The sequence below is a fragment of the Campylobacter sp. MIT 12-8780 genome, from assembly GCF_006864535.1.
Taxonomy (GTDB): Bacteria; Campylobacterota; Campylobacteria; order Campylobacterales; family Campylobacteraceae; genus Campylobacter_D.
Map to the genome: position 1 here is coordinate 1 of NZ_QHLL01000004.1, position 20,956 is coordinate 20,956.

Genomic DNA, 20,956 nt, shown 5'->3' on the forward strand with positions numbered 1-20,956 from the left:
TTCTAAGACTTCGTTTCAAGTTTTTAGGCTTGAAAATTGAAAAGGAAATGAAATTATATACAAATAAGCTTAAAGTTTCATTAAATTTTGGTGGTTGGGGGAGAGATTATATTTTAAATTTTAAGAAAGTATGGATTATAAAGTATATTAAGTCGTTTTGAAACAAAGAAAAAAGTTTTTAAAGTCAAAGATAAAAAATATTTTAAGCACTATTTCTAAAAAAAACAAAGAGGCATAAAGCCTCTTTTTGTGTGAAATTTAGAATTTATAAATTGCTTGGAATCTCACAGTGTCTTTGGTGTTTTTAGCATCTTCATAGCCACCATTATTAGCTAATTCTACGCCTTTATCGCTTTTCCAGTCAAGATAAGAATACCAAAGCAAGAAATTGAGGTTTTTGCTGTAATTATAGCTTGCCTCTACAACAGCTTCCATTTTATCGCCACCGCCGTAATACTCAGCATTGCCTATATTTCTATCTCCAGCTTGAGTTGAACCATACACAAATTGCACGCCAAGTCTTAAATCAGAAGGAAGAGTATAGCCAGCTTTTACATAACCAAAAGTGTTTTGTCCAAAGCTGTTCATGATATTTGAACCTTTTACATAAAAGATTTCTCTACCGCCAGCAAGGAAGCTATCATCAAGTCTATTGATGGTAAATTTACCTTTTTTACCATATAAAACCCCACCTAAAGAACCATCAAAGCCATAGCCTTTTAAAGTTCCCATTAAGTTGATCAAATTTCCGTTTGCGATGAGTGTTTCATCTGCATTTGCACCGGCACTATTTGGCAAACTTGAAGGAGCTGATGTCATTTTTTGCGCAACCATTCTATCTTTTAAAGCAGAATCAACAGAGTTACCCAAATAGCTTAATTGCAACGCATAGCTTAAGTCTTGATCGATATCTAAACCATACACCACATCAAGAGCATAGAAAAACGCTCTTTTGTTAAGATAACCTAACCAAAGTTGTGTATCAAGGCTAGAACCACCTAGATCATAAGAGCCAATAGCAGCTGCACCATAGAAATTTTGTCTAAAGAGAAAATCGCCAACTGAATTTGCTGTTGTTGTGGCATTAGTATAATCATCTATATCGTAAAAAGGTCTATCACTATCTTCTTCAAAACTATCCACAGCAAAAGCGGTTAAAGTCAAACCTTCAATACCTGTGTAAGTTGCTCTAGCTGACATTGAAGAAATATCATCAGTCCAAATGGACGTAAATTCTTGCTTACCCCAGGTGAAACTTGTTGCATAATCAGCAAGATCATATTGCAAATACGCTTGGCGAAGATCAAAAGTTCTGTTTGTAGCCGTTGTGCTACCAGCTCCATAGCCACCATTATTATCTGGTCCGTATTGAACTTGTCCAAATACCTTAAAACCATCACCAATATCAGCTTTAGCACCCAACCTTGCTCTTATTTTGTGGCTTTGTTGCCCACCGATATTTCCTTGAGCACTAATGCCATCATTATTTTTAGAGCCGTCCCATCTACCTGTATCGTAGCGGTATCTTAACTGACCTGAAAAATCAACATTCTTAATCGCATCTTCTAAAGAGATCGCATTAAGTGCTGAAAACGAACCTGCAGCTAAAGCTGCGGCAAGACTTAGTTTAATTAGCTTCATAAAAACTCCTTTAAATTTTAAATCAAAGCAAACGCATTGTATCATAAAAAATACAAAAAAATTCCTAAAATGCGTATTTTTTGCACTTTTACTCTAAGTTTTATTTAGAATTTGACGATATAATCTTTGCAAATACTTATAGAAAAGGAGAGAAGATGATCCAAGATTCAACTTATGGTAACGCCTCTTTACTCGTTGCTACAAGCACTTCAGCTTTGCAAAAAGCTGTGCAAAGCAATGAAGAAATGATAGCTCAGCTCGTCGCAAGCACTACTGAAGCAAGCTCAAGCACCACAAGCTCAAGCAACGCACTTGATATTTATGCGTAAAAAAACTAAGGCTTTGTTTGAGTGCAAAGCCTTAGTTTTTTATTATAAAATTCTTACACATTTTTACATAAATTCTTTATTTCATTGCATTTTAAAACAAAAATTTAACTTTTTTTAAGTAAAATACCTTGAAATTTTGTCTTTACAAAAAACTCTATATTTTTAAGAAAGAACAAACACCATAATGAAAAATATCAAAAGACTTGTAAAAAATGAATCTTTTCCGGGATTTTTACTCATCGCTTGCACGCTTTTTGCTCTTGTGTGCCAAAATACTATATTTAGTGCTATTTATGAGGATTTTTTATATGTTAAAGTGAGTTTTTCAGTGAATGATTTTACTATCTCTAAAACCTTGCTCCATTGGATTAATGACGGGCTTATCGCTGTTTTTTTCCTCTGCATAGGACTTGAGCTTAAATATGAAATTTTAAGAGGACAATTACGACATATCAAAGCTGTTTCACTGCCTATATTTGGTGCTTTAGGCGGTATGATTGTGCCAGCTTTAATCTTTTGGGCGATTAATTATAATGACGCATTTGCAATGAAAGGCTGGGCGATACCAACGGCTACTGATATAGCTTTTGCGGTAGGAATTTTAATGCTTTTGGGTAACAAAGTCCCAGCAAGTTTAAAACTTTTTTTGCTTTCTTTAGCGATTTTTGATGATCTTGGTGCGATTGTTATCATCGCTTTGTTTTATACAAGTGAGCTTTCAAGCTTAGCCATTTTCGTGTGTATGGCTTGTGTGCTAGCACTTTTTATATTAAACTACTTACGCGTGAGTAAATTGCCTTTTTATTTTATCGTGGGTGTAATTTTGTGGATAGCCATGCTTGAAAGTGGCGTTCATGCGACTTTATCTGGTGTTATCGTGGCACTTTTTATCCCCATAGAAAGAAAAAACGGCGAACCTTTTTTAAAACATCTTTATCATGATCTTGATCCTTGGGTGATCTTTTTTATCTTGCCTTTATTTGCTTTTGCAAATGCTGGTATTGACTTGCGTGATATGGAATTTTCAGCCCTTTTATCGCCGGTAAGCTTAGGTATATTTTTAGGACTTTTTGCAGGAAAACAAATCGGCGTATTTTTATTTAGCTTTATCAGTATCAAGCTTAAAATCGCCACATTGCCACAAAATGTAGGTTATACTCAATTTTATGGAATTTGCATACTCGCGGGCATTGGCTTTACGATGAGTTTGTTTATCGATGGGCTTGCGTATGCTGAAAATGTGAATGCCTTTGAACATGCTGATCGCTTAGCTATCTTGCTTGCAAGCTTTGTGAGTGCTTTGGTTGCTTATATTTATCTTAAATGTATTAAGACTGAGAAAAAGGACAAACTTGCAAGCGCTTAAAAATTTTGTTAAAAACGAAGCTTTTGCCGGAGTTTTACTTATCATTGCAACCTTGCTTGCGTTGTGGATAGAAAATGGCTCATATCAAGGAGCATATAAGAATTTTCTCAGCCTTGAGGTTGGTTTTAAGGCTGGAGAATTTGGGCTTTTTAAGCCTTTTTTGCTGTGGATTAATGATGGGCTTATCGCAATTTTTTTCTTTTCTATAGGACTTGAGTTAAAAAAGGAATTTACGCAAGGCGATTTTAAAAATCCAAAAAATATTACCCTGCCTTTATTTGGTGCGATAGGCGGGATCATCGTTCCAGCGCTCATCTTTGCCTTGATTAATTTTAACAATCCTTATGCTTTAAGGGGTTGGGCGATACCAACGGCTACTGATACGGCATTTGCTCTTGCTATACTTTTGATGTGCGGTAAGCATTTGCCAGCAAGCCTTAAGATTTTTTTATTAAGCCTAGCTATTTTTGATGATGTTGGGGCGATCTTAATCATCGCGATTTTTTACACAAGCAAACTTTCAGTTTTTGCTCTTGTGATTGCCATGCTTACTATTTGTGCTTTACTTGTTTTAAATTTACTTAAAATCACACGCAAATCTTTTTATTTTATCTGCTCTTTAATCCTTTGGATAAGTGTGCTAAAAAGCGGCGTTCATGCAACTTTAGCTGGCTTGGTTACGGCATTTTTTATCCCTTTATACACCAAAGATGGTGAGCCTTTCTTAGAAGAAATTTATGAAGGTTTAAAAGCGTGGCTGGGTTTTGTGATCTTGCCTTTATTTGCTTTTGCAAATGCTGGAGTGAATTTATCAAAGATTGATTTTTCAAGCTTTTTTTCAGGCGTGAGTTTGGGTATATTTTTAGGGCTTTTTGTAGGAAAACAAGTCGGTGTATTTGCATTTAGTTACTTTAGTATCAAGCTTAAACTTACCAAACTCCCAGAAGGAGCAACTTTTAAACAGCTTTATGGGGTTTGCATACTTACGGGCATTGGCTTTACGATGAGTTTGTTTATCGATGGGCTCGCGTATGAGGTAAGCGATATTTTTAATTATGCAGATAATTTTGCCATACTTTTAGCATCTTTGTGTTCTGGAATTTTTGGCTTTGTTTATTTGAGATTTTTTGCAAAGTCTTAAATTTTAGGGCGTATTGTTAAGGGAAGTGATGAAAATTTTACAATTTGTTTTTATTGTAAGCTTAAGCTTTTTTATATCAGCTTGTTTTAGCTCTTATTCATCATATAAAACACAAAGAGGCGTTAATGCCACACCTTCAAAGCTTGAAAGCATTCGCAAAGAATGGCAAAGAACGCCGTATCGTTTGGGCGGGGTAAGCAAAAAGGGTGCGGATTGCTCTGGCTTTACTCAAAGCGTGCTTTCACAACACTTTCGCACACAAATTCCACGAACAACCGCTTTGCAGATGAAAAGCGGACAAAAAATTTCACGCAGGAATTTAAGAGCTGGGGATTTGGTGTTTTTTAGGACAGGCAGGGGACCAAATGGCTTGCATGTGGGAATTTATGTGAAAAATAATAATTTTATCCATCTCTCACCTCGCGGTGGGGCAAGAGAGGGTTCGTTAAATAGCAGTTATTGGAAACCTAAATACTTAGGTGCAAGACGATATATAAAATGAGGCAAAAATGAGAATAGGTGTATTTGACAGCGGGATTGGTGGCTTGAGCGTGTTAAAGCCTTTGCTTGAAGCGAGGTTTTTTGATGAAGTGGTGTATTATGGCGATACAGCACGCGTGCCTTACGGGGTGAAAGATAAAGAAACTATAGTGCGTTTTTCTTTGGAGGCTTTGGAATTTTTTGAGCCTTTTAACCTCGATATGCTTATCATTGCTTGCAACACAGTAAGTGCGTATGCTTTAAAAGAACTTAGAGCAAGGACTAAAATGCCTATTTTTGGTGTTATTGATGCTGGTGTAAGTGCGGTATCTAGGACTTTGCAAAACAAAAATGATGAAATTCTTATCATCGCTACTCAAGCGACGATAAAATCTAAACGCTATCAAAATCGCCTCGAAAAATTAGGCTTTTCTCATATCAAAGCTCTAGCTACAGGGCTTTTTGTGCCTATGGTTGAGGAGGGAATTTTTGAAGGAAAAGTCGTTGAAAGTGCTTTTGAATACTATTTTTCTTCTTTGCAAAGCAAGCCAAAAGCCTTGATACTTGGCTGCACTCATTTTCCACTACTTGCAAAACCCTTGCAAGAGTATTTTGGAGAAGATACCTTGCTGATTCACTCAGGACAAGCCCTTGCTGATCAACTTGAACGCAAATTCCAACTCAAAAGAAAAAACAAAAAAACAAAAGTAAGCTATTATGCTTCAAGTGATATCAAAAAGCTAAAAGAAAAAGCTAGAATTTGGCTCAAACGCTAAAAAGATTAGCTTGAGCTGGCATAGTGGCACTTATTAAAACAACTCTTAAAAAAACCTATACAATAGTCTTAACTTTTTCTCAAGCTAAGCCGATCTAGTTTTAGATGAATTTAGCAAAAGACAAGAGACAATTTTACTTTTAAAAAAACTATATTATTATTTAAATAACACAAAACAAGGAACAACGATGATAAACACAGCAAACTACAGCATCAGCTACACAAGACAAACACATATACACTCAAATGCAGAAAAACTGCTCAACAATGATACTCCCATTCAAGAAAAAGGCGCTAAAACTGATGATTTTAGTGTTTATGATCCAAGCAAAGCATACACAAAAAGACTGCATATTGATGATTTTAAAAATATGTCGGATATGGAGAAAAAACATAGACTTTTTGAGATTATGGATCAAGCACCTGAGGTTAAAGTGGCTCAAAATAGCATATGGCAAAAAATGTGGGATGGGACTTTAAGCAAGCAAGAACAAGATCTACTTAATGCAGTAACTGCTGAAAAAAAGATTTATGGCACTTTAGATAAAAACTCTTTTGATCTTGAAAAAGAACAAGATACGCTTTTAAAAACACTGACAAGTGTGCAAGAATATGCAAAAATTTGGGGCGAAATAAGCGATAAACAAAAAGAGAATTTTTTCGCTCAAGCAGAATTAGACTTTAAAGAACACTGGGAAAAAGCAAAGCAGTTATCAAAAGAAACAAGCATTTCATCAAGCCTAGATCCAATCTCAACTCAAGATATCACGCATGCTGATACTTCTTCATTTAAACCCATACAAGCTAAAAGTTCAAATCAAACTTATAAAGATCAAAGTTTAAGTGTGCTTCGAAAGCTTTTGCAAGATAAATTTGATGATTTAAATTTACTCAAAATACTCTTTGAAAACTTACAAGAAGATAAAAAACTTGATATAAGAGCATAAATTAAAAAATTTATTTTTTATCTTTAAAAATACTAAGCTAAAACTTTTTAAATCTAAACCGATTTAGTGTTAAATGAGCTTATCACTTAATTTATTTTTGTTGTGATTAATAAAGGTTATAAATGATAAATTCTATATACTCAAGCTCTTATGCAAATTTTGAAGGCGTATCAAAAAATGTATATAAGTCTAAAAATTTAAGTTCTTTGCAAAAGGCTGACGAACTTTTCAAGACTGCAAAAAGTTCTAACTTAAACCTTGTTAAGGATAAAAGTGAAGCAGTATCTAAACTGCTTGGCTATGGTGTTGATAGCGAGGGCTTTTTTACGAGTGATTTTAACGAAAATACTGGCATACCAAAAAGCTTTAAGATACATTCTAAAGAATTTGAGCTATTCGAGGCAAGAGAAGTTAATTTGATACTCACGGCAGATTATACAAGCATTGATTGGACTGAAAGTTTTACAAAGGCGTATAAGGCTTTTGAAGGGCTTATGGGAAACTTGACACAAAAATACACTCATGAACAGCTTAATAACCTTGATTTTAAAGGAGCAATTCATAATGAGTTTTTTGACAATGCCATAGATTTTCAAAAAAGACAAGAGCTTTATAATTTGCCTGATTATGATATAAGTTTTGGGGATATGAAAGCAATTTTAAGATATAAAGATGAAGATGGGTTTTTTGATAAAAGTGCGCTTTTTCACGCATATTTTAAAAGCAACTATAATAATTTTATAGTAGGTGAAACAAACATTAGAGGTAAGCTTGCTGGGCTTGATAAAAATATAAGCGAAGAAAAAGTAAGGGATTTGCGTAATTTTCTTAAAGAAAATTCAGATTTTGATACTAATGATAGCAAACTTTTAGCGCAATATCAAAAAAAAGAACTTGAGTTAATGAACTCAAATTTAAGCATAGAAGAATTTAAAAAGCAATGGCTTGAGCTTAACGAAGAAATGAAAGCTAAGGTTCAAAATTTAAAGCCTGCACAAACACAAACTGACACAAACTCAAACAAGCAAAGCAAAGAAACTCAAGATATAAAAAAGACATTTAAACCCATACAAGCTAAAAGTTCAAATCAAACTTATAAAGATCAAAGTTTAAGTGTGCTTCAAAAGCTCTTGCAAGATAAATTTGACGATTTAGATTTACTCAAAATACTCTTTGAAAACTTACAAGAAGATAAAAAACTTGATATAAGAGCGTAGGTTGCAATACCTGTTTTTAAAGCTTGTTTAAAAACTGAATTTTATATGATTTTTAGCCTCTTTGGGAGACGCTTAGATAATCGAAAAAACCTAAAATTTAAGCTTTATTTTTTTGCTATTTTTAACGCTTTTGCACTCTTTCTCAAGCCATTTTTTATACTCTTTACTGATAAAATCAGCTTTTAAAGCTACAAATTGAGGCACTTCATAGCTATGGTTTGCTTTTACAATGCTTTCAAGCTCGTTTAAATTTTCTTTTGTTGTTTTAAGGATAAGGAGGTATTCTTTAGCTTTGCAAAGCGTGTTTTCCCAGCGATACATACTTTTTATTTTAAGTCTTTGAACGCAAGCAACAAGCCTTTTTTCAAGCAAAAGCTTGCCTAAAGCCTTTGCTTCTTTTTTGCTTGCTGTAGTGCTTAAAACGATCATTCATACGCCTTTTTAAGCCTTGCTAAACTCGCATTAGCATTAAGGAGTAAAGTATCAGCGATCACAAGCCTTGCCATAGCCGAGCAGACTACACTTCCACGCACACCCACACAAGGATCGTGCCTGCCTTTAAGCTCGCAAATCGTATTATTACCAAATTTATCCATAGTTTCTTGCGCTAAAAAGATCGATGGCGTAGGCTTAAAATAAGTCCTTAGCTCTATATCAGCTCCACTGCTAATGCCCGCTAAAATACCACCTGCGTGATTGCTTAAAAATTGCTGATCTTTTATGAGATCGTTATTTTGCGAGCCAAAGCTTTGACTTGATCTTATACCAGCTCCTATTTCAACGGCTTTTACTGCATTTATCCCCATTAAAGCGTGAGCGAATTTACTATCAAGTTTATCATAAAGTGGTTCGCCAAGTCCAGCTTTTACGCCACTAATACGCGTAAAAACAGCCGCTCCAACACTATCTTTTGCCCTTAAAGCTTGAGCAATCTGTTCTTTAAAGCTTGCTTCTAAGGCTTTATCAAGGGCAAAAACCTCACTTTTATCTGCAAATTCAAAGTCAAAATCCTTACTTTCAAGCTCGCTTTGCACTTTACCTACAGCAAATACGCCAGATTTTACGCTGATATTAAACTCAGCTAAAAGCATTTGTGCAAAAGCTCCTGCGGCTACTCTTGCAGCACTTTCTCTTGCGCTTGCACGTCCTCCACCTCGGTAATCTCTTATGCCATATTTAGCAAAATAGCTCAAATCCCCATGAGAAGGGCGAAATAAATCCTTAATGTTATCATAATCCTTTGAATGCTGATTTTCATTAAAAATCACCACAGCTATGGGCGTTCCGGTGCTAAAGCCCTCAAAAACTCCACTTAAAATTTCAGCCTTATCACTTTCCTTTCTTTGAGTGCTAAACTTGCTTGTTCCGGGCTTTCTTTTATCAAGCTCGCCTTGCAAAAATACCTCATCTATACGCACGCCAGCAGGAAAGCCATCTATCACGCAACCTATAGCCTTGCCGTGAGATTCTCCAAAAGTTGTGATTTTTAATCTTGTGCCAAAAGTATTCATAAAACTCCTAATTTTTCAAGAGCGATTTTTGCCGCAAGCTGCTGGGCTTCTTTTTTGCTCTTTGAAGTGGCTCTTGAGACTTCTTTGTTATCAAGCTTTAAAGCGATTTCAAACTGCTTTAAATGATCTGGTCCAAAGGCACGGATAAGCTCATATTCTGGTGTTTGAGCCATCATACCTTGTGTAAATTCTTGTAGCTTGGTTTTATAATCCTTAATAAGCTCTTTTGCGTCTATATTTGGATAAATGCTTTCTAAAAGGGCTAAAACAACTTCTTTTGCTTTTAAAAAACCAGCTTCTAAAAAAATCGCTGCGATAATGGCTTCAAAAGCGTCTGAAAGTATAGAAGGTTTAGCTCTTCCACCATTGTTTTCTTCAGCAACTGACATAAAAAGATATGAGCCAAGATCAAGACTTAAAGCAATTTGCATAAAAGATTTTTCATTCACAAGCGCGGCTCTTAGTTTTGATAAATCCCCTTCAGCTTGATCTTTAAATTTATGAAACAAGAACTCGCCCACAACAAGATCAAGCACAGCATCACCTAGGAATTCAAGCCTTTCGTTATTATAGGTTTTTTTGGAGCTTTTATGCGTTAAAGCTGCTTTTAAAAGCTTCTCGTCTTTGAAATGATAGCCAAGCTTATCTTGTAAATTTTTCATTTGCACTTCCATTGTCCTTTTTCTTTTTCAACGCACATTGTAACAAGTTTTAGTTACAATTTTTTGTCTCTTCTTTTAGTGTTAAAGCCGCCGTTTTGGCTAAGTGATCGCAACGCTCGTTAAGCTCATGTCCGTTGTGTGCCTTGATCCAAAAGGCTTTGATTTTGTGATCTTTGGCTAAGCTAAGGTATTCTTTCCAAAGCATAACATTTTTTTTGCCTTTAAAGTCTTTTTTTATCCAGCCTTCAAGCCATTCATTTATGCTTCTTACCATTAAATTTGAGTCCGTAAAAAGAGCAATTTCACATGGTTCTTTTAAAGCTTTTAAAGCCTCAATAATCGCTTGAAGCTCCATTTGGTTATTTGTAGTATCAGCTTTTGCCCCAAAGCCTTCTTTTTGATGTTTTTTATAGCAAAGTATATACGCCCAGCCGCCAAAGCCCGGATTTTCAAGACAAGAGCCATCTGTATAAATTTCAATCTTCTTCATCTGAACGAACTTCATATAAAATTTTACATTGTGCAAACTCGTAACAAAGCGGACAATGATAAAAAAACAAAGGCATAGTCGTTTTGCACGACAAGCACACAAAAGAAAAGCTAAGTTTGGCTTTAAAATCGTTATCCTTTAGAATTTGAAGCATTTGAAGTTTTTTATCTTTAAATTTGTGTTTTTTTTCTGGTTTGCAAAGCCCCAAAGCACAAAAAAGCTCAAAATACGCCTCATCTTCTAAAAAAATCGGTGTTTTGCTCTTATAAAGCAGATCAATAAACAGCTTAAAATCCCCATGCACGCTTACTTTATACTGCTCAAAAACAAAACGTTTGATAAGATCATTATTCTCATCAAGTTGTAAAGAAAGCTGGGCTCTTTGATCTATTTTTTGATTTAAATTTTGAGGCAAGTTTTGAAGCTTTAATGCCTTGATAAAAGCCCTTTCTTTACTTACTTCAAGTCCTAATTCAAAAAGACTATCCAAAGTATAAAGTACCTCATCAAACTTTCTTAGCCTTAGATATACAAGTTTTAAAAGTTTTAAAGCCTTGATATTTCGTGGGCGAGTTTTTAAAGCATTGAGCAATACCTCAGCACTTTTTTGCAAAAAACCAGCCTTAAAATACACCTCAGCCAAATCATAAAAAATCAGCTCTTGTTCGTCTTTGCTTTTCGTTTTTTCAAGGGCGATGAGATAAATTTGCACCGCTTTTTCAAATTCCCCGCTTTTGCTAAAAACACTACCTAAAAAATGCAAAGAGTTAAGATTGAGGCTAGATGCTCGCAGTAAGGCTTTGTGTTCGTTTTCTATCTCAAATTTCTTGATAAAATCCCCAAGCCCTTTTTCCTCACCCCTGCTTGCATAAATTCTATAAAAATAATGTCCCACAGCCACGACAAAAATTAAAATCGTCAGTATGATAAGCCCTACAATAGGATCTCTATACTCTACGAAAAAAAAGTCCATTTGTTTCTTTCTTTGCTTTATTTTTTGTATTATAGCTAAAAGTTTTTAAAAAGCTGTAAAATGATAAACTTGGTATAAGGTAAAGGAACTTAAGCGAGAAAATAGCAGCTAAATTCCTTTATCATTAAAAAAAAATAAAAAAGCTATAATAAGCTTGTTAGGATATATCAAAACATAATTTTAAACAAATCAGTTTTTCAAACGCAAAAGCTTGTATTATAACTTTTCCTTAAAAAATGTATCAAAGCTTTCAAGTGCAGCTTCAACCAAATCACTCCTATAATAAGTTTGTATATGAGTAGCATTTTTAAGCTTGATGAGCTTTTTATCTTGAGCCTTAGTCGCTAGCTTGAAAATTCTTTCACTCATATAAGCAGTATCAGCCTTATCGCCTACTATCATAAGTAAGGGTTGATTTAAAAGCTCTATATTATCACTCACATTAAAGCTCATCAAATCAAGCAAGGAACTTGTCGTATAAGCAAAAGTTGAGTTTGGATGAGCGTGTGTATCACCATAATACACCATGCCCTCTCTATACAAATCTGTGCTAATTTTTGCTAGCTCAGCCTCACTTAGCTTTTTAGGAGCTGCGCCTATGTAGCTTACTTTTCCTGTTAAAGCCTCTTCCTGCCTTGCTTTACTTGCTTTTTCTAAACGCTCTTGTATGGTGTTTAGCTCAGAGTCTAAAAAGCCATTTCTTCTTACTAAACCTGTATCAAACATACTTAAAGTCGCTACTGCCTTAAAACGTTTATCACTTTGTGCAGCTTTTAAGGTATAGCCTCCACCTCCACAAATTCCTATAATGCCAAGCTTTTCTCTATCCACTCCACTTTGTTTTTCTAAAAAATCAAGAGCAGCTCTTATGTCTTCTGTTCTATTTGCTGGGATATCAACATTTCTTGGCAAGCCCTCACTTGCTCCTTGATAGGCTGAATCAAAAGCTAAAGTGATATAGCCTCTTTCAGCCATTTTTTGAGCATAAAGCCCTGCAACTTGTTCTTTTACCCCTCCATTTGGGTGAGCTATAACTAGGGCTGGGTATTTTTTATTTGCCTTAAAATTTGCTGGTGTGTAAAGATTGGCAGCCAGCTTTAAGCCTTTGTTGGTATAGCTTACTGGGTGAATTTGCACCTTATTTGCTTCATTTTTGCTTATTGCTCCTTCATAAACTAAGCCAAAAGGATTTTTCTTAGCATTGTTTAAAGCTTGAGTGCTTTCATTTGCTAATTCTTGTGTCATTTTATCCTCCTTATTTGTCCCCTTATGCTCTTTGGCTAAAATTGGACTTACAAAAGCACCAACACCTAAGATCATAGAACCTTGCAAAAAACTGCGTCTTTTCATTTACTCTCCTTTTTAAATTTTATAAGGCATATTATAAAAGCTGACACCTAGTGTTTGTCAAGACTAAATTTGAAAAAATACAATTTTTTGTGTTACTTTTTGAAAACATATATTAAAAGTATGAATTTTTAAACTAGGCTCGTTTTAATAATGAGCTATAATCTTGAGAAATACAAAAAAGGATAAAAATGTTAAGAAGAGACTTTTTAAACGGAATGGCTTTGACTTTAGCAGCAAGCATGAGCCCTTTGCAGTTTTTAAATGCAAAAGAACTTGACTTAGATGAGAAGTATTATCCACCAGCTTGGCAAGGACTTAGAGGCAGCAATGATGAAGCTTATGAGTTTGCTCATATGTTAAGAGATGGAGAAAACTTTGATTTTAAGAGTGTTAGTCCTTTTCAAAACTATGATTTAGTTATCGTTGGTGCTGGGCTTAGTGGCTTAAGTGCGGCTTGTTTTTATCAAGAAAAATTTGGCAAAGATAAAAGCATACTGATCTTAGATAATCACGATGATTTTGGAGGACATGCAAGACGCAATGAAATCAGGCTTAAAGATGGCACACTTATCAGTTATGGAGGAAGTGAAAGCTTTCAGTCTCCAAAAGCCTTATACTCAAAAGAGGTGCTTCATTTGCTTGATACTTTAAAAATCAGCGTTGATGGCTTGGCAAAATGCTTTGATGTAAGCTTTTATCCAAATTTAGGCTTAAGTCGAGGGGTATTTTTTGCTAAAGAACATTTTGGCGAGGCAAAGGTTGTAAATGGCAATCCAAGAAAAGTCATTTGTGATGATATACCTGAAGAATTAAACAATGGCAAGGATATGAAGGATTTTATCAACGAATTCCCTCTTTCAAATGAAGACAAACTTGCCCTAATCGCCCTTTTTACCCAGCCAAAAGACTATCTTAAAGGCATGAATAAAAAGCAAAGAGAACATTTTATGGCAAAAACAAGCTATAAAGACTTCTTAATCAATCAAGTCAAGCTCAAGCCTTCAGCTATAGCCTTTTTTGAGGGTATGACTGATGACTTTTTAGCCTTAGGCATAGATGCCATTTCTTGTGATGATGCAAGATATAGCTTTTTACCCGGCTTTGATGGCTTGAATTTAGAGCCTATAGAGGGCGAGGCTTTGGCTGAAATGGAAGAGCCTTATATCTATCACGCACCAGATGGCAATGCTATGGTAGCAAGACTTATGGTAAAAAAGCTTATCCCAAGTGTAAGCAAGCAAGATGAGGATATGATAAGCGTGAATGCTTCTGTGTTTGATTATTCAAAGCTTGATAAAAGGGGCAATAAAGTTCGTTTAAGGCTTAAAAGCACGGTTTTAAATGTTGAAAATCAAAAAGATAAAGTCTTTGTCTCTTATATCAGTGCTAAAGATAAGAAAATTTACAAGGTTGAGGCTAAAAAAGTCATCATGGCAAATTATAATAGCATGATACCTTATATGATACCAAACTTACCAAAGGCTCAAAAAGAGGCTTTAAGTAAAAATGTTAAAACCTCACTTTTGCATACCAAAGTCGTGATTAGAAATTGGCAAAGCTTTATGAAGCTTAAGGTGCATGAGCTGTATTGTCCTAAAATGCCTTATGCAAGGGTAAAACTTGATTATCCTGTAGATGTTGGCTCTTATAAACATCCAAGGGACCCTAAAAAGCCTATAGTGGTGCATATGGTTTGCTCACCTTTAGCTTTAGCTGATTCTCAAGGTATTGATCTTGCCGGACTTGATGCAAGAGATAGAGCAAGAATAGGACGCAATATACTCTATGCTATGAGTTTTGATGAGCATGAAAAAATCATTAGAGATCAGCTTCAAGCCATGCTTGGTGCAAGTGGCTTTAATCACAAAAAAGACATACAAGCCATAGTGCTTAACCGCTGGGGGCACTGCTATACTTATACTTATAATTCGCTTTTTGAAGATGAAAAAGATGATGAAAAGATCATAGCACAAGCTAAAAAACCTTTTGGCAATATTAGCATAGCAAACTCAGATGCAGCACATTCAGCCTATATGCACTCAGCCATAGATGAAGCTTATAGAGCTGTGCAGGAGCTTTGAAAATTTCAAAATAAATAAAGCAAAGTTTTAAGCTTAACTTTGCTTTATTGTTTAAGTTTTTCTAAGGCTTAGTGATTTCATTAATCGCACTAAAGGCATTTAAAGTCTTTGGATAGCCTATGAATGGGATAATGACAGCTATGGCTGAAATTAAGATAGAGCGATCATTTCCCATGTTAAGATTGCCTCTAATATGCCCTTTTAACTGAGGTTCTACCCCACCAAGAGCAGCTAAAATCACAAAGGTTAAAAGCTCTCTAAATTTTAAATCAAGTCCCTTTCTTGTATAATAATCCCCAAAACAATTTGCCGATAAAAAAGCACGGATAAAATGCGTATCCTTAGGCATATCCTTTGGAATTTGCCTCATACCTTCTCCAAATATATCCACTTGAGTTTGCAAGCCCTTTTCAAAGCGGTTATTTTCATTTGTCGTGCCTCTGTTATCCTCTAGTTTTATGTTTAGCTCCTTAAAAAGCCTTGCACTTTGCTTGATAAAACTTGCACTCCTTGCAAAACCCACATAAGGCGTAGCTTGATATAAAAGTTCTTTGATCTCTCCAGCTTTTACACCAGCTTTTAAGGCTGCTCTTGCATAAGTGTCAAACTCGCTTAAACCCTCATTTGCTACAAGGGCTGCTAAGATGAGCTTGAATTTGGTTTTATCATCAAGCTTGCTTGTGACATAAGCTTCTGAAAGGCTAAAATTTATAAAATTACCCATAAACTCGGTATCACTTTTAGCTAGTTCAAGCTGTGTTGAGCTAAAAAATTTATTAAAAAGTTCTTTTGCTTTTTGATTAAGCTTCATTATATCCTCCTTTATCTTTGCTGTTTTTTGCTCTGCATATAGACTTAAGCTTGAAAAAGCTAGAGCCAATACACTTATTTGCTTAAAAAATGCCCTTCTTTTTTGCATTTACTCCCCTTTATAGCTTCTCATGGCTTCAAGGCTAAAGACTATATCTTCCCCGCTTATGCTTTTGTGACAATTTAAACACCTTGTGGTATTTTCAGCACTATTAAGGCTTTTATCTGCTTTAAAAGCTTGAAATTTCCACTCTTTACCTTGCTTTTGCATGATGATATAGCGATTAAGCCCTGCTCTTACTCCTGCATCATTTGCGTATTCTTCCATAGTAATGATAGTTTGATCAGGCAAGTTTTTACCCTCTTTTAAAGCTAAAATTGCCTCCTTTGGTGCATAAATATCCTCGATCACGCCCCCACGAATCACACTTGTATAAAGCACGCCTTCTTTATACTCTTTTGGAAAGGCTAAGTTTTGATTTGCCATAAGCAAGGTTAAAAAGCCAGAGCAAGCAAGCAAAAGCCTCATTTTCATCTTTAGCCCTTTTTATTTAGCGTTTTTGATCGCTTTTTCATATTCTTCATCGCTTAATTTTTCAAGCCAAGTTACATTTTGTCCATCTTTGACACCTGTTAAAGCGATATGAACGCCTTTTTGCGTAGCACCTGCTCCATGCCAGTGTTTTACACCAACTGGGCATTCTATCACATCGCCTTTTTTGGCAATTTGCGTAATGCCATTTTCTGTGCCTGTGTAAATTTCTCCTTCTACGACAATCAAAGTTTGTCCTGCTGGATGCGTATGCCAAGCGCTTCTTGCACCCGGGCTAAACTCAACCAAACCTCCACTTACATTGCGGTGTTCATTTGTGCCAAACATAGAAGTAACCTTAACTTCTCCACTAAAGATTTTTGCATCGCCTTTAAAGCTTTTCATATCCTCAAATTTAGTAAGCTTTTGACTTTCTGCTGCACTTAAAGCACTTGTTGATAAAGCTAAGCCTAAACCTAAAGCACCAAGCTTTGAGCTGATTTTCTTTGCCATGATTTTTCCTTTGAAAATAAAATTATAAAACTCAAAAAAGTTTTAATATTAAAATTATAAAACCTTACACCTAGTGTTTGTCAAGAGAAAATTAAAAAATTTTGCTTATTTTTTAAATGATTAAAATTTTCTTTCAAAAAGATGATTTTTATAAGCTCTTAGCCTTTCTTTAAAGCTTTTTTCTTTAAGCATGATGAGTAAAAATAAACAATAAGAGCCACAAAGCTAAGAGCTGCAGCGATTTCATAAAGACGCGAAAAGCCTACAAAAGGTTCTAAAATGCCTAAAAAATAAGGACTAGTGCCTATACCAAGATCAAGAGCGATAAAATAAGTTGAAGTAGCCAGTCCCATTTTGTGCTTTGGGGCAAGTTTTATGGCTAAAGATTGACAAGCTGAACAAGCATTGCCATAACCTAAAGCACAAAGCACGGCAGATAAAAAAATCATAGCTGAGTTTTGCGCATAAGCTAAGATGATAAGACAAGCGATGAAAAATAAAAGCGAGGGAACGATAATAAAATCCGCCCCAAGCTTATCAAAAATTTTCCCAGCTATAGGACGAGAAAATAAAGCCACAAAGGCATAAATTCCAAAGAAAAATGAGCCTGCAAAGCTTAAATTTAAAGTCTTTGAATATACACTCATAAAAGCTAATATAAGCCCATAAGCACAGCCTATTAAAAACACCACCACAGCAAGGCTTAAGCAACTTTTTTCTATATAATTATAAATATGTATTTTAGAGCCTTGCACAGCTTTAAACTCAAACTTTTTAGCCCTTACTTGAAAGATCAAAGCAAGGATAAAACAAAGCACTATACACACAAGACAGAGGATAAAACTTGTAAGAAAAGCCCCAGCAGAATCAAGCTTTATAGCCAAAAATGGACCCAAAGCAGAAGCTAAAATAGCACTTAAAGCATAATAACCTATGCCAGCACCTCTTTTATTGCTTGGTATAAGTCTTGCTACAGCTGCACCGCAAACACAAGAACATAGCCCAAAAAATACACCTGAAACAAAGCGAATGAGCACAAGGGCTAAAATGCTATGAGCGAACAAATAGGCGATATTGATACAAAAGAGCAAAGGTAAAAAGATAAGTAGGGCTTTTTTAAAATTGATACTATCAACTATTGAGCCATAATAAATTCTTGAAAATAAAGCTCCAATAACAAAAACACAAGTCACAAGCCCTGCCATACTTGCATTTTCTTTTAAGATAAGCAAACTATAATCAGAACAAGTAATAGTGCTCATATAAAACATAGTATAAATAAAAAAATTAATCCAAAATATACACATAAAATCCCTGTTAAAAAGCTTATATTTTCTTTTTAGGCTCATTTTCTTTCCTTTAATACTCTAATTTTTGATTGATTTTATCAATGATTTGTATAAAAAATTCTTTATCCTTAGCATTTATATCAGCAAGAATTTTTGCCTCATATTCTCTAATGCAAAAATTAATATCATAATAAATCGCCTTACCACTAGCACTTAAAGTAATGATCTTTTCTCTTTTATCTTCAGCTTCTAAAAAGTCTATAAAACCTAGTTTATGAAGCTTTGAAACTGATCTTGTCAGTATAGCCTTGTCAAGATCATAAAATTCACAAATTGGCACCAAAGCAGTGCTTTTTGTATGGCTAAGATACAAAAACACACGCCAATCACTCAGGCTCAAGCCAAAGGGTTTTAAAATTTTATTGACATTATAAACTATCTTTCTGTGCATTAAAGCTATTTTTTGAAAGAACATTGCTTTATATCCTTAAATTTAAGTCTTTATATAATAGATATTATCAACTATATAGTATAGCTTTAAAAGCTTAAAAATTTGTTAAACAAACGATACGCTATAGAAAACAAAGAGTGAATTATTTCTTGTAATAACAAAGAAAGATTATCGCGAAAAATATTGTAGCTGGTAAGGTTGATAAAAAGAATGAAACTTATATGAGTGGGAATTTAGAACTTAGATATAGGTTTTAAAGACTTAGAGTTTTTTAGTTTTATGATTTCTTTTTTACTTATTTAAAGTGATTTTAGAAGTTTTTAAGGTAAGGGTGGTTTATTGTCCTTACCTTGTTTTGGTATCTTTGCTTGGTTTTTGTGCTTTTTCTACACTGAATAAATATAAACTTAAACTTAATCCAAATCCTTCAGCAAAAGCTCTTGAGTATTCATTATACCAATACCACTATCAAGCACCTTTTGAGCGATAGCCTTTGCTTCATCGATAGAATGAAGCTTGCAAGTGCCACACTGAAATTCATTTGCTTCTGGAATTTGAGTCGCACGGATAACATCTTGCATACTCGCAAGCCACGCTTTTTTCACGCTTTCATCATCTGGTGTGCCAATAACACTCATATAAAAACCAGTGCGACAACCCATAGGCGAAATGTCAATGATCTCAACCTCATTTGAATTCAAATGATCTCTCATAAAACCAGCAAACAAATGCTCTAAAGTGTGAATGCCTTTTTCTGGTAAAATATCCTTATTTGGCACGCAAAAACGCAGATCAAACACGCTTATAGTATCACCTTTTGGTGTTTTCATCGTTTTTGCTAGACGCACCGCTGGAGCTGGCATTTTGGTATGATCTACCTTAAAACTATCAAGTAATGGCATTTTTTCTCCTTTTGTTAAAATGTGTGCTGAAATGATACCCTAAATTTAACAAACAAAAAACCTTAATTATAACATTACCAAGTAAAACTCCAAGCCACGATGATATTAACAAGCATAGCCACAAGTAAAAGCGGGGTTGTTCTTTTAACTATAGCTATAGGACTTATCTTTGAAAATCCTGCTAAAACAAGTATCCCACCAGCAATTGGCGAAGCTGCGCGTCCCAAACAAGAAGCAATTTCTATAGGTAAAACCAAAACTATAGGCTCTATATGAAGCTTTGCAGCTATATCTGGGGCAAGTCTTCCAAAGGCATTAAACGCAGCAATACCACTTCCCATAATCACACTAGCAAAATACACAATAAAGCTTAAAAGTGCTATGCTTAAGATCACAGCTGAAGCTCCCATAGAAGAAATGGCATTAGCCACTATCCCTATACCACCAAGTGCTTTAATACCCTCAGCAAACACAGAAGCAGCGATGATAATGCTTACAACCGAGATGAAAATATCAGCCATAGCCTTAATGATCACTACCATATCTTCACCAAGTTTTTTAGCGTTTCTATGCCTTGCGTATTCAAGGATAAACACTATAGCAATGCTGATAAAATTTGCAGTGATAACATCAAGCTTAACTTGTAAAAAATACGCCGCAAAAAGAAAGACTATAGGAAGCCAAGGTAAAAAGATATAGTAGGTAGGACATTGTGGATTTTCAATCTTTGGAATTTCAACCTCTTCGTTGTTAATGCCTTTTATCCTATCTCTTTTATCCATAAAAGAAAAATAAAATGGTATCAACACAGCGATTAAAACCACATAAGCGATCACGCTATAAATTTGATAATTTAAAAACAAACCTATAACATTGTCTTTTTGTCCAACCATCTCTGCCATGTTGATGGAATTTCCATCTTTTGGACCATAATCAAGTGCGATTAAAGAAAGCACACTCACAGCAGTAATTGGGCGAATTTTAAGAGCAAGCAACACCGGATAAATACAGGCAAGAAGCAAGATAAGCAAGCCAGCATAACTTGAAATCACGATCTTAAGTGCCATACCCACTACAAAAGTGCCACTTAAAACAAGGTATTTGTTTTTTACCTTAGCTAAGGGTTTGTTTGCAAGATAAGCAAGTTTTGCTGAAGCATTAATGTGCTTCATAAGAGCTGCAAAACCTGCCACAGACATGATAATGAGCCCCACCCCAGCTAAGTTTTTCTTAAAGGTATCGCTAATAAAGACAAAACTATCCATGATGTTACTTAAAAAAGTTGCTTCAGTGTGCTTAACACTACTTGGGATAGGCACTCCACTTAAATAATATGCTGACATTAAAAAGATTATGCCAGAAAAAAAGAAAATGAAAATGGGATTATAATTTTTAAGCACCAAATAAGCTACAATAACTACGCCTATGAGAGTAAAAAGAATTTGCAAGCTTTGCATGAGCTTTTCCTTTGAGTTTTTATAAAATATTGTATCACA

The 20,956-nt window shown here is 34.9% G+C and carries 22 protein-coding genes; 8 read left to right on the plus strand and 14 right to left on the minus strand.

Annotated features, from left to right (window positions below):
- Nucleotides 1-258: 258 nt before the first annotated feature.
- The gene (locus DMB95_RS03710) at nucleotides 259-1,641 is read right to left on the minus strand and encodes a major outer membrane protein (protein WP_162056778.1); all 1,383 of its coding nucleotides are present in this window, start codon (nucleotides 1,639-1,641) and stop codon (nucleotides 259-261) included.
- 155 nt (nucleotides 1,642-1,796) lie between these two features.
- On the opposite strand from DMB95_RS03710, the gene DMB95_RS09545 reads away from it, so the two are divergent.
- From DMB95_RS09545 to DMB95_RS03740, 7 genes are all read left to right on the plus strand, one after another.
- Nucleotides 1,797-1,970: a hypothetical protein gene (locus DMB95_RS09545; protein WP_162056777.1), complete on the plus strand. Its 174-nt coding sequence runs from the start codon at nucleotides 1,797-1,799 to the stop codon at nucleotides 1,968-1,970.
- A 184-nt stretch (nucleotides 1,971-2,154) separates the two neighbouring features.
- Nucleotides 2,155-3,336, plus strand: a complete 1,182-nt coding sequence (gene nhaA / locus DMB95_RS03715; protein WP_142930984.1) for a Na+/H+ antiporter NhaA — start codon at nucleotides 2,155-2,157, stop codon at nucleotides 3,334-3,336.
- Nucleotides 3,323-4,477 (plus strand): Na+/H+ antiporter NhaA, encoded by a 1,155-nt coding sequence (gene nhaA, locus DMB95_RS03720; protein WP_142930985.1) that lies wholly within the window; start codon nucleotides 3,323-3,325, stop codon nucleotides 4,475-4,477. Before nhaA (DMB95_RS03715) ends, nhaA (DMB95_RS03720) begins: the two co-directional genes overlap by 14 nt.
- A 34-nt stretch (nucleotides 4,478-4,511) precedes the next feature.
- Nucleotides 4,512-4,979: a C40 family peptidase gene (locus DMB95_RS03725; protein WP_442861444.1), complete on the plus strand. Its 468-nt coding sequence runs from the start codon at nucleotides 4,512-4,514 to the stop codon at nucleotides 4,977-4,979.
- A 7-nt stretch (nucleotides 4,980-4,986) separates the two neighbouring features.
- The gene (gene murI / locus DMB95_RS03730) at nucleotides 4,987-5,733 is read left to right on the plus strand and encodes a glutamate racemase (RefSeq protein ID WP_142930987.1); all 747 of its coding nucleotides are present in this window, start codon (nucleotides 4,987-4,989) and stop codon (nucleotides 5,731-5,733) included.
- A gap of 187 nt (nucleotides 5,734-5,920) precedes the next feature.
- Nucleotides 5,921-6,679, plus strand: coding sequence for a hypothetical protein (locus tag DMB95_RS03735; RefSeq protein ID WP_142930988.1), 759 nt, complete (start codon nucleotides 5,921-5,923; stop codon nucleotides 6,677-6,679).
- A 122-nt stretch (nucleotides 6,680-6,801) separates the two neighbouring features.
- The gene (locus DMB95_RS03740) at nucleotides 6,802-7,896 is read left to right on the plus strand and encodes a hypothetical protein (protein WP_142930989.1); all 1,095 of its coding nucleotides are present in this window, start codon (nucleotides 6,802-6,804) and stop codon (nucleotides 7,894-7,896) included.
- Between the two features lie 90 nt (nucleotides 7,897-7,986).
- Here the strand turns inward: DMB95_RS03740 and cutA are convergent, their stop codons facing one another.
- The 6 genes from cutA to DMB95_RS03770 form a co-directional block, all read right to left on the minus strand.
- Nucleotides 7,987-8,325: a divalent-cation tolerance protein CutA gene (gene cutA, locus DMB95_RS03745; RefSeq protein WP_142930990.1), complete on the minus strand. Its 339-nt coding sequence runs from the start codon at nucleotides 8,323-8,325 to the stop codon at nucleotides 7,987-7,989.
- Nucleotides 8,322-9,407 carry a chorismate synthase gene (gene aroC / locus DMB95_RS03750; protein ID WP_142930991.1) on the minus strand — a complete coding sequence of 362 codons (1,086 nt, stop codon included), beginning with the start codon at nucleotides 9,405-9,407 and terminating at the stop codon, nucleotides 8,322-8,324. Before aroC ends, cutA begins: the two co-directional genes overlap by 4 nt.
- Complete coding sequence (gene rnc / locus DMB95_RS03755) at nucleotides 9,404-10,069, minus strand: ribonuclease III (RefSeq protein WP_034905370.1); 666 nt, start codon at nucleotides 10,067-10,069, stop codon at nucleotides 9,404-9,406. Before rnc ends, aroC begins: the two co-directional genes overlap by 4 nt.
- Before the next feature lie 49 nt (nucleotides 10,070-10,118).
- Nucleotides 10,119-10,559, minus strand: a complete 441-nt coding sequence (gene rnhA, locus DMB95_RS03760; RefSeq protein WP_142930992.1) for a ribonuclease HI — start codon at nucleotides 10,557-10,559, stop codon at nucleotides 10,119-10,121.
- Nucleotides 10,546-11,532, minus strand: coding sequence for a tetratricopeptide repeat protein (locus DMB95_RS03765; RefSeq protein ID WP_142930993.1), 987 nt, complete (start codon nucleotides 11,530-11,532; stop codon nucleotides 10,546-10,548). Before DMB95_RS03765 ends, rnhA begins: the two co-directional genes overlap by 14 nt.
- 216 nt (nucleotides 11,533-11,748) lie before the next feature.
- Complete coding sequence (locus DMB95_RS03770) at nucleotides 11,749-12,882, minus strand: alpha/beta hydrolase (protein ID WP_238386904.1); 1,134 nt, start codon at nucleotides 12,880-12,882, stop codon at nucleotides 11,749-11,751.
- A gap of 188 nt (nucleotides 12,883-13,070) precedes the next feature.
- On the opposite strand from DMB95_RS03770, the gene DMB95_RS03775 reads away from it, so the two are divergent.
- Nucleotides 13,071-14,963, plus strand: a complete 1,893-nt coding sequence (locus tag DMB95_RS03775; RefSeq protein ID WP_142930994.1) for an NAD(P)-binding protein — start codon at nucleotides 13,071-13,073, stop codon at nucleotides 14,961-14,963.
- A gap of 61 nt (nucleotides 14,964-15,024) precedes the next feature.
- Here DMB95_RS03775 and DMB95_RS03780 read toward each other — a convergent pair whose 3' ends face one another.
- The 7 genes from DMB95_RS03780 to dcuC form a co-directional block, all read right to left on the minus strand.
- On the minus strand, nucleotides 15,025-15,882 hold the full coding sequence (locus DMB95_RS03780) for a carboxymuconolactone decarboxylase family protein (RefSeq protein WP_142930995.1): 858 nt from the start codon (nucleotides 15,880-15,882) through the stop codon (nucleotides 15,025-15,027).
- Nucleotides 15,883-16,308: a cytochrome P460 family protein gene (locus DMB95_RS03785; RefSeq protein WP_142930996.1), complete on the minus strand. Its 426-nt coding sequence runs from the start codon at nucleotides 16,306-16,308 to the stop codon at nucleotides 15,883-15,885.
- A 12-nt stretch (nucleotides 16,309-16,320) separates the two neighbouring features.
- Nucleotides 16,321-16,710, minus strand: a complete 390-nt coding sequence (locus DMB95_RS03790) for a cupin domain-containing protein (RefSeq protein ID WP_238386917.1) — start codon at nucleotides 16,708-16,710, stop codon at nucleotides 16,321-16,323.
- A gap of 266 nt (nucleotides 16,711-16,976) precedes the next feature.
- A complete protein-coding gene (locus DMB95_RS03795) occupies nucleotides 16,977-18,167 on the minus strand; it encodes an MFS transporter (RefSeq protein ID WP_142930998.1) in 1,191 nt (396 codons plus the stop codon).
- A 10-nt stretch (nucleotides 18,168-18,177) separates the two neighbouring features.
- Nucleotides 18,178-18,582, minus strand: coding sequence for a MarR family winged helix-turn-helix transcriptional regulator (locus DMB95_RS03800; RefSeq protein WP_142930999.1), 405 nt, complete (start codon nucleotides 18,580-18,582; stop codon nucleotides 18,178-18,180).
- Between the two features lie 389 nt (nucleotides 18,583-18,971).
- Entirely contained in the window at nucleotides 18,972-19,460 is a 489-nt protein-coding gene (luxS, locus tag DMB95_RS03805; RefSeq protein WP_142931000.1) for an S-ribosylhomocysteine lyase, read from the minus strand.
- 74 nt (nucleotides 19,461-19,534) lie between these two features.
- Nucleotides 19,535-20,917, minus strand: coding sequence for a C4-dicarboxylate transporter DcuC (gene dcuC / locus DMB95_RS03810; protein ID WP_142931001.1), 1,383 nt, complete (start codon nucleotides 20,915-20,917; stop codon nucleotides 19,535-19,537).
- Nucleotides 20,918-20,956 lie beyond the last annotated feature (39 nt).

Coding starts and splice junctions, on each gene's coding strand:
- DMB95_RS03710 (WP_162056778.1), bottom strand. CDS start 1,641: ATGAAGCTAATTAAACTAAGTCTTGCCGCAGCTTTAGCTGCAGGTTCG.
- DMB95_RS09545 (WP_162056777.1), top strand. CDS start 1,797: ATGATCCAAGATTCAACTTATGGTAACGCCTCTTTACTCGTTGCTACA.
- nhaA (WP_142930984.1), top strand. CDS start 2,155: ATGAAAAATATCAAAAGACTTGTAAAAAATGAATCTTTTCCGGGATTT.
- murI (WP_142930987.1), top strand. CDS start 4,987: ATGAGAATAGGTGTATTTGACAGCGGGATTGGTGGCTTGAGCGTGTTA.
- DMB95_RS03735 (WP_142930988.1), top strand. CDS start 5,921: ATGATAAACACAGCAAACTACAGCATCAGCTACACAAGACAAACACAT.
- DMB95_RS03740 (WP_142930989.1), top strand. CDS start 6,802: ATGATAAATTCTATATACTCAAGCTCTTATGCAAATTTTGAAGGCGTA.
- cutA (WP_142930990.1), bottom strand. CDS start 8,325: ATGATCGTTTTAAGCACTACAGCAAGCAAAAAAGAAGCAAAGGCTTTA.
- aroC (WP_142930991.1), bottom strand. CDS start 9,407: ATGAATACTTTTGGCACAAGATTAAAAATCACAACTTTTGGAGAATCT.
- rnc (WP_034905370.1), bottom strand. CDS start 10,069: ATGAAAAATTTACAAGATAAGCTTGGCTATCATTTCAAAGACGAGAAG.
- rnhA (WP_142930992.1), bottom strand. CDS start 10,559: ATGAAGAAGATTGAAATTTATACAGATGGCTCTTGTCTTGAAAATCCG.
- DMB95_RS03765 (WP_142930993.1), bottom strand. CDS start 11,532: ATGGACTTTTTTTTCGTAGAGTATAGAGATCCTATTGTAGGGCTTATC.
- DMB95_RS03770 (WP_238386904.1), bottom strand. CDS start 12,882: ATGAAAAGACGCAGTTTTTTGCAAGGTTCTATGATCTTAGGTGTTGGT.
- DMB95_RS03775 (WP_142930994.1), top strand. CDS start 13,071: ATGTTAAGAAGAGACTTTTTAAACGGAATGGCTTTGACTTTAGCAGCA.
- DMB95_RS03780 (WP_142930995.1), bottom strand. CDS start 15,882: ATGCAAAAAAGAAGGGCATTTTTTAAGCAAATAAGTGTATTGGCTCTA.
- DMB95_RS03785 (WP_142930996.1), bottom strand. CDS start 16,308: ATGAAAATGAGGCTTTTGCTTGCTTGCTCTGGCTTTTTAACCTTGCTT.
- DMB95_RS03790 (WP_238386917.1), bottom strand. CDS start 16,710: ATGAAAAGCTTTAAAGGCGATGCAAAAATCTTTAGTGGAGAAGTTAAG.
- DMB95_RS03795 (WP_142930998.1), bottom strand. CDS start 18,167: ATGAGCCTAAAAAGAAAATATAAGCTTTTTAACAGGGATTTTATGTGT.
- DMB95_RS03800 (WP_142930999.1), bottom strand. CDS start 18,582: ATGTTCTTTCAAAAAATAGCTTTAATGCACAGAAAGATAGTTTATAAT.
- luxS (WP_142931000.1), bottom strand. CDS start 19,460: ATGCCATTACTTGATAGTTTTAAGGTAGATCATACCAAAATGCCAGCT.
- dcuC (WP_142931001.1), bottom strand. CDS start 20,917: ATGCAAAGCTTGCAAATTCTTTTTACTCTCATAGGCGTAGTTATTGTA.